Raw genomic sequence first — 12315 nt, 5'->3', positions numbered from 1 at the left:
AAAAATATTGGTAATACTCTCTGATGGAAGTGTCGCACTTATAAAGAGCAGAGTTATCACTGCCCATGCTTCTAATCAAATTCATATAGCTCCTTACAACAAGAGCAAGGAGCCATTCAATGAAGCTAGATGTTCTGTTTAATAAGCTCAATGACTTTTGTTATCTCATCTTGCTCAAGTGCGCCCTCTTTGACGAACAGAATTTTGCCCGTTTTGTCTTGAACAATAATGGCCGAACTTTCTTCTTTCAGGTCCCAAGTATTAGCAACTACGCCATTTTCATCAAGAACCATGGATGACCAAGGAAACTCTTTTTTACTGTCTTGAGCTGAAGACTTCACGAAAGAGCCTGTCCCCCAAATTGCATCATCTTGGTTGATGATAGTCGTCGTCTGGTAGCTTTCTTGTGGAAAATTTGCCGCTGTTATTGCTGACATTAAAGGGGCATTCATCTCTTTTGAACTGCTACGGCCTGCAATGGCTTGAATGACACGAACTTTGCCTTGCATATGTTGAGTTGCCCAGGGTTGGTATGCAACGCCTTCGCCTTGTAAAACAATCTCGCCGTAAGCGGCAACATTGACAGGAGGAACGCTTTTTCCCACTGACAAGTTGTGTGCAAAGGTCAAGCTTGGCGTTAAGGCCAGTAATAGAGGTAGGAGAGTCTTAGTTTTCATATTGTTATATTCCGTACGAGGTTTGGAAGCTTCCAGTATATATCCAGATCCTAGAAATTTGTAGGACCGTTGATAACATTTATTTAACGTATGGAGTGGTGTAATCTTGCGTTATATTTAGAATTTGCTAAAATGAGTTCCGTCGCAAATTGCGCATTAAGATTGCAGAGGAAAAATAAGCAATCCGTGTTTTCTCAAAGGAATTGAGGTGAGTTATGCTACGTGAGTTTGCTGTATATCGACCATTACAAGTGGCCCGTTTTGTTAAAACGTTGTTCAAAGGTCAATTTTTTATTGTTGGGGTTGGCTGTTTTCAGTTCGACAATGGCAAAGTGTTACTACCTGACGTCAACGATCATAAAAGGCTCACCATCTTTAAAGAAGTCAACCAAGTGATAGCATCATTATCGGCTTAGTTAGCTTGGTACCCACTTAGATTTAGAAAAGAGCGACCATATCGGTCGCTCTTTTTGTTGCTGGTTAGGTTTATCCTTGGAGGCTTGGTGGGAAGCAAACTCCCGTTCCTCCGATGCCACAGTAACCATCAGGGTTTTTCGCCAAATATTGCTGGTGGTAGGTTTCCGCAAAGTAATACGGACCTGCTGGTTGTATTTCGGTGGTGATGTTCGCGCGCTGCTCTTCTTGCAGTGCTTGCTGATACAAGAGTTTCGATTTCTCTGCGCTCTCGAGTTGCTCCGTCGAATAAGTGTAAATTGCAGAACGATATTGAGTACCTAAGTCGTTACCTTGACGCATTCCCTGAGTTGGGTCGTGTTTTTCCCAAAAAACAGCCAGTAGCTTTTCTAATGAGATGACGCGTTCATCGAAAACGACTCGTACGACTTCTGTATGACCCGTTTTACCTGTACAGACCTCTTCATACGTGGGATTGGGTGTGTAACCCCCAGCGTAACCGACTGAAGTAGATACAACGCCGTCGAGTTGCCAAAATACGCGCTCAGCGCCCCAAAAACAGCCCATTCCGAGCAAGATCTGCTGTTGGTGTGACGTCAGAGGCGCCTTTAGGTTAGATTTATTTACAAAATGATGATCGTCAATCTGCATTGGTTGATCTCTACCTGGCAAGGCATCTTCTATACTGATCAATGTTTGTTTGTTGAGCATGGTATTTGTCCTTCAATACGTGTCTTAAATTTGCGAACTTTTTCATTTCGTCTGTATCTGATGCTGTGATGACATAGACCGCGTTAAACCTATTAATATTACAGACTTAGAATCTAATTGGCGTTATCATTATTTACGTTTACTTAACCTCATTCAGCCATAAAAGCATGATAAAAAAAGCTCTCCCCACCATTGTTGGCCTGTTTGCCTTTTCTCATGGTGCCTATGCCGATGTTTCTTTGACTTTGAAAGGCATTGATGGCGCTTTAGAAGAGAATGTCAGTGCGTATCTATCATCTATTCCAGAGAAGGATTACTCCACTTCTCTGCGTTTTCAAGCGAGATTAGATCAAAGTATCACTGAAGCGCTTAACGCGCTTGGGTATTATCATGCAAAAATTTCATACTCTATTCCTGAAGCGAATGATGAGTTAATTGTGCTCATCAAGCCGGGCTTGCCAGTGAAAGTGAAAGTCATGGATGTGGTCATCACTGGAGAGGCTAAGGACGATGAAGAGTTTGCAAAACTTATTGAGCGCTCTCCGCTAAAAGTTGGTCAAGTTTTGAATCAAGGCCAATACGACACCCTTAAGTCAGGCATTCGTAACTTGGCGCTTCAGCGTGGTTACTTCAATGGTGAGTTTACGCTAAGTCGATTAGAGGTTATCCCTGATCTGAACGAAGCTAATGTCCGTTTGCACTACAGCAGTGGAATACGTTTCAATTTTGGCGACGTTTCTTTTATTGGCAACCACATCTGGGAAGACCGTGTCGCATCACTACAACCTTTTAAAGAAGGGGACCCATACAACGTTTCGAAGCTGGGCGAGTTTAACCAGAAGCTATCAAATACGGAGTGGTTTTCCTCAGTTTTTGTTGAGCCTGAATTGGATAGGCTTGATGATGGCCGAGACTTGCCAATTAAAGTGTCTTTATCTCCTGCTTCGAAGAATCAGATCGAGACGGGTATTGGTTACTCAACGGATGTCGGCGTTCGAGGAACGTTGAAGTGGAAGAAACCTTGGGTGAGCTCCCGAGGACACAGTTTCAACACCGCTTTATCCCTATCTAAGCCAGAGCAAACCGTGACTGCTTCTTACAAAATTCCTTTAGAAGATGTCGCTAACGATTATTATCAAGTTCAATATGGGCTTAAAAACCTAGACAACCGTGACACGCAGAGTATCGAGTCTAACCTTGCAGTGGAGCGTCATTGGTTAGCAGACGGTGGTTGGCATAATACCGTTTATGTTCGTCATTTGTACGAGAGCTTTACGCAAGGTTTACAAGATGATGAATTCAACTTCGTACTTCCAGGTGCGACATTTTCTCGGACTAGGGTTCGAGGGGGCAATATGCCAATGTGGGGAGACAAGCAAAGCATCACTATTGAGTATGGTGATACCGCTATGCTTTCTGAAACTAGAGTGCTCCGCTTAATTGGCTCGACTTCTTGGATTCGTGGTATTGGAGAGAATCATCGTGGTTTGTTCCGCTTAGAAGGTGGTGCGAATATTACCGATGAACTTGAAAAACTATCACCGTCGCTGCGTTTCTTCGCTGGTGGTGACAATAATATTCGTGGTTACGGCTATGAATCTATTTCACCTGTGGATGAGAGTGGCGCCCTGACGGGGGGTAAATACATTGTTAGCAGTACATTAGAATACCAATATCGTGTTTATGGAAACTGGTGGGCTGCAACGTTTTACGATATTGGTGATGCGTTTAATGAAACACCAGATTGGAAATCAGGTGCTGGTGTTGGTATCCGCTGGGCGTCTCCGGTGGGCCCTGTTAGTTTTGATTTTGCATGGGGGTTGGATGCAAAACCAGAACGAGAGTTTCGTATCCACTTCTCATTGGGGCCTGAGCTATGATCAAAATGATGTTTAAGTGGACCAAATGGCTGTCGCTCAGTTTGATTGGTCTATTGCTGTTGCTCATCATTATTGTCGCGACAGTTTTATTTACCCACCCAGGCCTCAAATTTGCCTTGTGGGGAGCCGAAAAAGCACTACCACAATTGCAGATTGAAAAAGTGCAGGGTTCATTGTTTCCTCGCTTCGAACTGCATAACGTCAGTTTTGTCGATGAGTCTTTGAATATCGACGCCAAAGTCGAGCGTTTAGCATTGGCAGTGAACTTCCGCTGTTTCTTTGACCCTAAGGTCTGTGTCGATGAGTTAAGACTGCAGGGGCTTGACTTTAAGATGCCAGAGCTACCGCCAGCAAGCGAGGAGCAAGAGGAAACACCACCACTGCGTTCTATCAGTACGCCAGTGCCAATTTTTGTTAATAAAGTCAGCTTTAATGACATCAATGTCAATGTGCTGGGCAATCAAATTGATTGGCAAACATTCTCGACCGCTTTGTCGATGCAGGGTGATCGTTTGGTGATCGCACCTACCGCGTTGAAAGACATTAATGTGGCTTTAGCACCAAGTGAGGCTGAACCTGAAGCGGCTGCCGAGGAGCCGAAAGAAACTGACGTTACGCCGCAAGATATTGTGTTACCCGAAGTATGGATTCCACTGACGGTTGAAGCGCGTCGTCTTGATATTCACAATTTCAAACTGGCGGGTGAAACGCCAGTGATCGTCAATCATCTTGGTTTGGTTGCAAGAGCAGGCGGTGAGCGTGTTGATGTCAAAACGTTAGAGCTCGACATGCCAGAAGTGGAAGGCAAGTTGAGCACACAAGTGACGCTTTCTTCTGATTACCCTATCAAAGCGCAATTGGACGCGTTAGTGAAGCAAGCGGATGCGAAGGGACAAAAACTGTCGCTTTCGGTCTCGGGTTCGGTTGGTGATTTGTCACTAAATGCTACGCTTTCTGAGCTTGTACAAGCGGAGATCAAAGGTGATATTCAACCGCTTAAAACGCAGTTACCGTTTGATGTCGCGATTAAAAATGTACAGGCGCAATGGCCGCTATTTGGACAAAGCGATTACCAGGTTTCTGTACCAAGCTTGGCGGCAAAAGGCTCACTTGATGGCTACGAAGTCGCATTAGAAACCAAAGCTTCGGGCAAAGATATTCCCGCCGTTGATGTCGCACTAAACGGCAAAGGTACGTTAGAGCAAATTGACCTCGAAAGCCTTGTAGTGAAAACCTTAGGGGGCGAACTCTCTGGGAAAGTCATGGCCAATTGGGCCGCGCCAATCAACTGGCAAGCTGACTTAAACCTGAAGAACATTCAACCAGGATTGCAGTGGAAAGAAGCAGAAGGGGATATCAGCGGTAACCTTTCGACTTCGGGGTCGTTAACAGAACAAGGCGGTTGGCAAGTCAGTTTGCCTAAGTTAGACATTGACGGCATTTTGCGAGGGTATCCGCTGAATGTTGAAGGGCAACTTGAAGCGTCTGATAAGAACGGCAAAGGCGAAGACATCCAACTTACCACTCAGGGTTTAGCGCTTTCTCATGGTCCAAACCAACTCAGTGCAAAGGGTAAGATAGATAAGCAAATTCTGATGGATGTTGAGGTTAACTTCCCTGATTTTGCAAAAAGTGTTCCGGATCTTGCAGGTAAAATGCAGGGTAAAGTCGCACTACGTGGTAGCTTGAAAGAACCAGACATCAATCTTGATCTCGCTTTAAATCAGATAAACTGGCAGCAACAGGCGAACGTAGAAACGATCACCTTAAAGGGTGATGTGAAGCCTCTGCCAGCACCAAAAGCGAACATAAGCCTAATTGCGAACAACATTACCTATGACGACATAAAAGTTGATAGTGCTGACCTTGAAGTCTCTGGGGATGAAAAACTGCATCAACTGACGCTCGATGTAGTATCTGACCTGGTGTCGACCAGTTTAGAAATTGAAGGGACATTCCAGCAGAAACCAGAAATGATTTGGGATGGGGCGCTGCGCCGCTTGACGCTGAGCTCGCAACAAGGCCCGTGGGCGTTGCAAAAATCGACCGCGGTGAAGGTCAATATCGACAAACAGATCGCGAACGTTCAAGCGCATTGTTGGTTGCAAGCGGAGTCGAGCGTATGTCTAACCGAAGACATTAGTGTCGGTAAGAGTGGCCAGGCGAAGTTAGCCATCAATGATTTTGATTTTGACCAAATCAAACAATTCCTGCCGCCAGAAACCAAGCTGCAAGGCTCGGTTAATGCACAGGCTTTTGCTAAATGGGCACCAGAGAAAAAGCCTGAAGTAACCTTAAGTGTCAATATGCCAAAAGGCCAAGTTGAACAAGCGCTTGAACAGCCAATTAAAGTCGGTTGGGAAAGCTTCAACTTTAAAGCAGCATTAGCGAAAGACAAGCTTGATGCCGAGTGGCTATTTGATGTGAAAGATAACGGTGACTTGTCTGGTAAGGTTTCTTTACTGAATGTCTCGTCTGAAAAGCCCACTATTGATGGTAAGGTTTCACTCTCTACGTTCCACTTGGATTTCTTGGCACCGTTGATTGGTGAGTACAGCTTGTTTAAAGCAAACATGAATACTGACCTAGCGATATCAGGTGACGTCATGCATCCGAAGGTGAATGGTCAGTTCTTGATTGACCAAATGAAGCTACAGGGTGAAGTCACACCGATAGATATAAACTCAGGGCAGGTCGTCATCAACTTTAAAGGCCATCAAGCGGACTTGGATGCCGGAATTCTAACCCCGGATGGTGAGTTGAACGTTACCGGTGATGCCGACTGGCAGGACTTACAGAACTGGCGTACTAAAGCGCGTGTATTTGCTAAAGAGCTCAATGTTGATTTGCCTCCAATGGTAAAAATCAAAGTTGAGCCTGACATGACAATAGATGTGACTCCTCAGCTTGCGAAAATTGAGGGTGATATTAATTTGCCATGGGGCAGAATTGTCGTCGAAGAGCTTCCACCAAGTGCGGTAGGCGTATCGAGTGATACCGTTATTCTCGATAAAAACTTGCAGCCAGTGGACGATGTGGCTGCGATGCCGTTTGATGTGGAAACGAACATCAACATTAAAATTGGTGATGACTTCCAACTTGCCGCTTTTGGTTTAAAAGGTGGGTTGAAAGGGAACCTAAACGTGACACAAAAAGACAAAGGTCCTTTCATCGTTGGTGAAGTGAATGTTGTCGACGGTTCTTATCGTTCGTTTGGTCAGGACTTATTGATTAAAGAAGGTAAGATTCTGATGAATGGTCCACCAGATCAACCTTACTTGTCTATCAAAGCGATTCGTAATCCAGACAATACCCAAGATGATGTCATTGCGGGGGTACAAGTGTCGGGCCCAGCATCTGATCCGAGTATAGAAATTTTCTCAGAGCCCGCGATGAACCAAGCCAATGCACTTTCTTATCTACTTCGTGGTCAAGATATTGATGGTGAAGCCGGTGGTAATGCAATGACGACTACCTTAATTGGTTTAAGCTTGGCGAAGAGTGGTCGTGTGGTTGGTGAAATTGGTGAAGCCTTTGGCGTACAAGATTTACAGCTGGACACTGCTGGGTCGGGCGATGATTCGCAAGTGACGGTGAGTGGTTATATTCTGCCAGGTTTGCAGGTGAAATATGGTGTCGGCATCTTTAACTCTCTAGGTGAGTTCACTGTGCGTTACCGATTGATGCAAGACTTGTATTTAGAAGCGGTATCTGGTGTAGATAGCGCCGTTGACCTACTCTATCAGTTTGAGTTCGATTAAAGTGCTTTAACCTAAGCATACACAGTCATGACTAAGGAGTGGTTATGCAGCATTTGATTTTTGTCTACGGCACGTTACGCAAGGGAGAGTACAACCATCAGTATTTGCGCTCGGCGCAGTTTCTTGGTTTACATGAAACGGATGCTCAATTTGCAATGTATGACTTAGGCCCTTATCCAGCGTTGTCTGTTGGGCAACGCTCGATTCAAGGTGAAGTGTATCTGATTGATGATGAAACCTTATCCGAGCTAGATAGGTTAGAAGATGTGCCAGTGGAATATCGCCGAGAGAGCATCGTTACGCCTTTTGGCCAAGCTTGGATCTACTTATATCAAGATAATGAGCAATTAACCGAAGAAATCGCTTCCGGCGATTGGTGTCAAAAGGTGTGAGCTATACTGACATTATCAATAGCAACGAGCTAAACACTAAGGAGTCACGATGAAAGCATTCGTAATTGGAGTAATGGCGTTGCTTCTTGCTGCATGCGCACAAACAACACTACCGACTTCGAATAATGTGACCGATTGGCAAGTGTTTGGTAAGCAGTCAGCTTTAGATGGATTACGGGAGTTATCTGAGGAGCGAATTGCGAAGCTGGATGATGTTAACCATGCGACGCCAGAACTGATAATGGCTTATCAAGCGGGTTACCAGCAAGGCAAACAAGAGTATTGTGAGCAAAGTGCTTATATGCTCGGTGTTATCGGGCGTCCGTATTTTGGCATTTGTGATGATGTTGACCCCTTCTTTCAACATGACTACGACGCTGGACGAATGTCTTCAGCAGGCGCACCTATCTAGTTGACACAGGTAAGATGAAAGCAAAAGAGCTGCCCTAGAGCAGCTCTTTTTAATTTTGTATCAGCAGTGATGCTTATTTTTTCTGAGCGCGCTCGTAAGATTCTAGGATCTCAGCTTTAGCGGCAGCAACATCTGCCCAACCATCCACTTTCACCCATTTGCCTGCTTCAAGCTCTTTGTAACGCTCAAAGAATTGCGTGATCTGCGCTTTCAGTAGTTCTGGAATATCGTCCACATCTTGGATGTGCTCGTACTCTTTCGAGATTTTTGAGTGGGGAACCGCAAACACTTTTGCATCTTCACCCGATTCATCTGTCATCTTCAAAACGCCAACAGGACGGCAGCGAATGACTGAACCTGGCATGAGTGGGTATGGTGTTGGTACCAATACGTCGACTGGGTCGCCATCAAGAGACAGGGTATTGTTCACATAGCCATAGTTGCATGGGTAGAACATTGGTGCAGACATGAAACGGTCGACAAATACAGCACCAGAGTCTTTATCTACTTCGTACTTGATTGGATCTGCATTTGCAGGAATTTCGATAACGACATAGATATCTTCAGGCAGCGACTTGCCTGCTGGTACATGGTTTAAGCTCATTAGAATATTCCTTTTCATTAACGATGAGTCACACAAAAGCGGCTTCATCTGATGATAAATTCGCGTTTCACTTTAGCGACAAAAACGCGGCAGGTAAACACCTGCCGCGTTGGACAAAGGTCTGAAATTATTCTTCGTCGCGGTGCAGTTCAAGGAACTCTTCAACTTTGCGAACCATGTTCTTCGAACCCACAAAGAAAGGTACACGCTGGTGCAACTCAGTAGGCTTGATGTCCATAATGCGATTCACGCCGTCCGATGCAATGCCGCCAGCTTGCTCAATGAGGAATGCCATAGGGTTACATTCGTAAAGCAGGCGTAGCTTGCCTTGTGGGTGGCTTTGTGTGCTTGGGTAAAGGTAGATACCGCCTTTCAGTAGGTTGCGGTGGAAATCAGCAACCAGCGAGCCAATGTAGCGAGAAGTGTATGGGCGACCGTCTTCTGGCACGTTTTCTTGGCAGTACTTGATGTACTTCTTCACCCCTTGAGGGAAACGAATGTAATTACCTTCGTTGATGGAGTAGATCTTACCATCATCAGGAATCATCATGTTTTCATGAGAAAGACAGAAGCTGCCGATAGATGGGTCGTAAGTAAAGCCGTTTACGCCGTTACCTGTTGTGTATACCAACATGGTGGAGGAGCCGTAAATTACGTAGCCCGCAGCCACTTGTTTGTGACCAGGTTGTAGGAAGTCTTCTTCAGTTGGTGGAGTACCGATTGGAGAAACACGACGGTAAATCGAGAAGATAGTACCAACAGAGACGTTCACATCGATGTTAGAAGAACCATCAAGTGGGTCCATCAGTACTACATATTTGGCGTTTTGGTTGAGTTCTTTATTGAACGCAACTGCTTCGTCTTCTTCTTCACTGGCAACGCCACACACTTGGTCACGAGCTTCAAGCGCGGCTTTGAACTTATCGTTCGCGTAAACATCGAGCTTTTGCTGATCTTCACCTTGGACATTTTCCGTGCCTACAGCACCAGTGATATCACCGAGACCCGCTGCGTTGATTTCGCGGTTAACGATTTTTGCAGCTAAACGAATGGAGGCTAAAAGGGATGATAGATCACCGCTAGCGTGGGGGAAATCCGCTTGTTTTTCGACAATGAACTCGCCTAGGGTGCGCAGTCCTGACATGGTTAATCCTTACATTTTCATTTCATTGGGGGTAGTGCGCAAGTGAGCATCTCTTTATGGATGTTAAACGATTGCGCTGGATGTAAGTTTAAGTCGCAGATCTTTTTAATGGTAATGAAGTAACTGTTTGAGATCTCAATTTATTTGTAGACTTGTTTGAGGGATTCATCAGTAAGCAAGAGGTTGTACAGTCTGTGTTCAACCTTGTCATATTTGTGAAAGGGACTGCAAGAAGAAGGCTAAAGTCACTCGCTTTTCAGGCGGTAATCGCGATAATGAAAGCATTAAAAAACGCATTACAAGGTTTAGTTTATGCACATTCATATCTTGGGTATCTGTGGCACATTTATGGGCGGCGCAGCGATTCTAGCGCGCCAATTAGGACATAAAGTCACTGGTTCTGATGCCAACGTTTATCCGCCAATGAGCACACTGCTTGAGTCTCAAGGTATTGAAATTATTGAAGGCTTTGACCCGTCTCAACTCGCCCCCCAACCAGATCTTGTGGTGATTGGTAATGCGATGAGCCGTGGCAACCCTTGTGTCGAGCATGTGCTCAACACTAACATGCGTTACACCTCTGGCCCGCAGTGGCTCAACGAGTTTTTGCTGCATGATCGTTGGGTATTGGCGGTATCGGGTACACATGGGAAAACGACCACGTCGAGCATGCTTGCTTGGATACTTGAAGATTGTGGTTATCAACCGGGTTTCTTAGTCGGTGGGGTACTCGGTAACTTCGGAGTGTCTGCTCGTTTGGGTGAAAGCATGTTTTTTGTCGTTGAAGCGGACGAATATGACAGTGCTTTTTTCGATAAGCGTTCTAAGTTTGTGCACTACCATCCTCGAACCTTAATCATGAACAACCTTGAGTTTGATCATGCTGACATCTTCGATGATCTAGAAGCGATCAAGCGCCAATTCCATCATTTAGTGCGAACTGTACCGGGCAATGGGTTGATCTTAGCGCCGAGAAAAGATCAGGCGTTAGCGGATGTATTAGAGCGTGGCTGCTGGACTGAAAAACAGTTCTCTGGTGAGAATGGTGACTGGCAAGCGCACAAATTAGTGCTTGATGGCTCAAAATTTGACGTTGCGTTGCAAGGCGAGAAGGTTGGTACCGTCGAATGGAATTTGGTGGGTGACCACAATGTGGATAATGCGCTGATGGCAATCGCTGCTGCACGACATGTTGGAGTCACTCCGGATCTTGCTTGCCAGGCATTAGGGCGTTTCATCAATACCAAGCGCCGTTTAGAGCTGAAAGGTGAAGAACAAGGTGTGACGGTTTACGATGATTTTGCGCATCACCCAACGGCAATTGAACTTACTGTCGGTGGTTTGCGTAACAAGGTAGGTGAAAAACGCATCCTTGCTGTGTTAGAGCCGCGTTCTGCTACCATGAAGCGTGGCGTACACAAAAACACACTTGCAGAGTCACTACACAGTGCAGATGAAGTCTTCTTGTTCCAGCCAGATAATATCGAGTGGTCTGTGCAAGACATTGCCGACCAATGCACACAGCCAGCGTTTGTCGATGCGGATATAGATAACTTTGTAGCCAAGATCGTCGAACGTGCGCGACCAGGTGACCAAATTCTAGTCATGAGCAACGGTGGCTTTGGTGGTATTCACGGAAAACTTCTTGAGCAGTTAAAACAAAAAGCCTGATTGATATGCAAAACAAAACACAACCCTCTCATAAAAAAGCCATCACGTTGGCATTAACGGGTGCTTCTGGTGCTCCCTACGGCCTTCGTCTTTTAGAATGCTTGGTTGCGGCGGATTATCATGTCTACGTTCTGATTTCTTCGGCGGCTCGTGTTGTGATGGCAACCGAGCATAATCTTAAGCTACCAAGTGGCCCAGAAGCGGCGCAGCAAGCATTGGTAGAGCACCTGAACTGCAATCGAAATAACATCACCGTTTGCGGTAAAGATGACTGGTTCTCACCGGTTGCGTCTGGTTCTGCTGCACCAAAGCAAATGGTGGTTTGCCCATGTTCTGCGGGAAGCGTTGCAGCGATTGCGCATGGTATGTCAGATAACTTGATCGAGCGGGCCGCTGATGTGGTAATGAAAGAGCGCGGGCAGCTGTTGCTCGTGGTTCGCGAAACACCATTTTCAACGCTACATCTGGAGAACATGCACAAACTGTCGCAAATGGGCGTCACCATCATGCCAGCAGCTCCAGGCTTCTATCATCAGCCAAAGAGTATTGAAGACTTAGTGGATTTTATGGTGGCGAGAATTCTTGACCACTTAGGTATTGAGCAAGGTTTGGTGCCTCGTTGGGGTTATGACCAGCGCTCGTGAGCTGA

11 protein-coding genes are annotated in these 12315 nt (G+C 45.6%); 7 read left to right on the top strand and 4 right to left on the bottom strand.

Annotated features, from left to right (window positions below; genetic code table 11):
* Positions 1-125: 125 nt before the first annotated feature.
* The gene (locus tag R7P69_RS10370) at positions 126-677 is read right to left on the bottom strand and encodes a YtfJ family protein (RefSeq protein WP_005379610.1); all 552 of its coding nucleotides are present in this window, start codon (positions 675-677) and stop codon (positions 126-128) included.
* A 215-nt stretch (positions 678-892) separates the two neighbouring features.
* On the opposite strand from R7P69_RS10370, the gene R7P69_RS10365 reads away from it, so the two are divergent.
* On the top strand, positions 893-1093 hold the full coding sequence (locus R7P69_RS10365) for a DUF1107 domain-containing protein (RefSeq protein ID WP_005379612.1): 201 nt from the start codon (positions 893-895) through the stop codon (positions 1091-1093).
* 70 nt (positions 1094-1163) lie between these two features.
* On the opposite strand, the gene msrA is transcribed toward R7P69_RS10365, so the two are convergent.
* The gene (gene msrA, locus R7P69_RS10360; protein ID WP_017633451.1) at positions 1164-1802 is read right to left on the bottom strand and encodes a peptide-methionine (S)-S-oxide reductase MsrA; all 639 of its coding nucleotides are present in this window, start codon (positions 1800-1802) and stop codon (positions 1164-1166) included.
* 167 nt (positions 1803-1969) lie between these two features.
* Here msrA and R7P69_RS10355 point away from each other — a divergent pair, with 167 nt between their 5' ends.
* From R7P69_RS10355 to R7P69_RS10340, 4 genes are read left to right on the top strand one after another with little or no spacing between them, the layout of a single operon-like run.
* Positions 1970-3682 (top strand): autotransporter assembly complex protein TamA, encoded by a 1713-nt coding sequence (locus R7P69_RS10355; RefSeq protein ID WP_005379622.1) that lies wholly within the window; start codon positions 1970-1972, stop codon positions 3680-3682.
* Positions 3679-7443, top strand: a complete 3765-nt coding sequence (locus R7P69_RS10350; RefSeq protein ID WP_064368957.1) for a translocation/assembly module TamB domain-containing protein — start codon at positions 3679-3681, stop codon at positions 7441-7443. Before R7P69_RS10355 ends, R7P69_RS10350 begins: the two co-directional genes overlap by 4 nt.
* A gap of 44 nt (positions 7444-7487) precedes the next feature.
* Positions 7488-7835 carry a gamma-glutamylcyclotransferase gene (locus R7P69_RS10345; protein ID WP_238952190.1) on the top strand — a complete coding sequence of 116 codons (348 nt, stop codon included), beginning with the start codon at positions 7488-7490 and terminating at the stop codon, positions 7833-7835.
* A gap of 49 nt (positions 7836-7884) precedes the next feature.
* Positions 7885-8247, top strand: a complete 363-nt coding sequence (locus R7P69_RS10340; RefSeq protein WP_017633454.1) for a DUF2799 domain-containing protein — start codon at positions 7885-7887, stop codon at positions 8245-8247.
* A 73-nt stretch (positions 8248-8320) separates the two neighbouring features.
* On the opposite strand, the gene ppa is transcribed toward R7P69_RS10340, so the two are convergent.
* Both ppa and fbp read right to left on the bottom strand, forming a co-directional pair.
* Positions 8321-8851, bottom strand: coding sequence for an inorganic diphosphatase (ppa, locus tag R7P69_RS10335; RefSeq protein WP_005379635.1), 531 nt, complete (start codon positions 8849-8851; stop codon positions 8321-8323).
* Between the two features lie 127 nt (positions 8852-8978).
* A complete protein-coding gene (gene fbp / locus R7P69_RS10330; protein ID WP_005383114.1) occupies positions 8979-9995 on the bottom strand; it encodes a class 1 fructose-bisphosphatase in 1017 nt (338 codons plus the stop codon).
* A 312-nt stretch (positions 9996-10307) separates the two neighbouring features.
* Between fbp and mpl the strand changes: the two genes are divergently transcribed.
* On the top strand, positions 10308-11666 hold the full coding sequence (gene mpl / locus R7P69_RS10325) for a UDP-N-acetylmuramate:L-alanyl-gamma-D-glutamyl-meso-diaminopimelate ligase (RefSeq protein ID WP_238952191.1): 1359 nt from the start codon (positions 10308-10310) through the stop codon (positions 11664-11666).
* A gap of 5 nt (positions 11667-11671) precedes the next feature.
* Positions 11672-12310 carry a flavin prenyltransferase UbiX gene (locus R7P69_RS10320; RefSeq protein WP_005379640.1) on the top strand — a complete coding sequence of 213 codons (639 nt, stop codon included), beginning with the start codon at positions 11672-11674 and terminating at the stop codon, positions 12308-12310.
* Positions 12311-12315 lie beyond the last annotated feature (5 nt).

The organism is Vibrio sp. 661 (genome assembly GCF_033339315.1).
Lineage (GTDB): Bacteria > Pseudomonadota > Gammaproteobacteria > Enterobacterales > Vibrionaceae > Vibrio > Vibrio alginolyticus.
The sequence above is the reverse complement of the archived record's forward strand: the minus strand, read 5'-3'. Positions and strand labels throughout refer to the sequence as shown.

What these genes read in the sequence shown, in the direction of transcription:
- R7P69_RS10345 (WP_238952190.1), top strand. Translation starts at nt 7,488, where the DNA reads ATGCAGCATTTGATTTTTGTCTACGGCACGTTACGCAAGGGAGAGTAC.
- fbp (WP_005383114.1), bottom strand. Translation starts at nt 9,995, where the DNA reads ATGTCAGGACTGCGCACCCTAGGCGAGTTCATTGTCGAAAAACAAGCG.
- R7P69_RS10355 (WP_005379622.1), top strand. Translation starts at nt 1,970, where the DNA reads ATGATAAAAAAAGCTCTCCCCACCATTGTTGGCCTGTTTGCCTTTTCT.
- R7P69_RS10340 (WP_017633454.1), top strand. Translation starts at nt 7,885, where the DNA reads ATGAAAGCATTCGTAATTGGAGTAATGGCGTTGCTTCTTGCTGCATGC.
- msrA (WP_017633451.1), bottom strand. Translation starts at nt 1,802, where the DNA reads ATGCTCAACAAACAAACATTGATCAGTATAGAAGATGCCTTGCCAGGT.
- ppa (WP_005379635.1), bottom strand. Translation starts at nt 8,851, where the DNA reads ATGAGCTTAAACCATGTACCAGCAGGCAAGTCGCTGCCTGAAGATATC.
- R7P69_RS10370 (WP_005379610.1), bottom strand. Translation starts at nt 677, where the DNA reads ATGAAAACTAAGACTCTCCTACCTCTATTACTGGCCTTAACGCCAAGC.
- R7P69_RS10350 (WP_064368957.1), top strand. Translation starts at nt 3,679, where the DNA reads ATGATCAAAATGATGTTTAAGTGGACCAAATGGCTGTCGCTCAGTTTG.
- R7P69_RS10365 (WP_005379612.1), top strand. Translation starts at nt 893, where the DNA reads ATGCTACGTGAGTTTGCTGTATATCGACCATTACAAGTGGCCCGTTTT.
- R7P69_RS10320 (WP_005379640.1), top strand. Translation starts at nt 11,672, where the DNA reads ATGCAAAACAAAACACAACCCTCTCATAAAAAAGCCATCACGTTGGCA.
- mpl (WP_238952191.1), top strand. Translation starts at nt 10,308, where the DNA reads ATGCACATTCATATCTTGGGTATCTGTGGCACATTTATGGGCGGCGCA.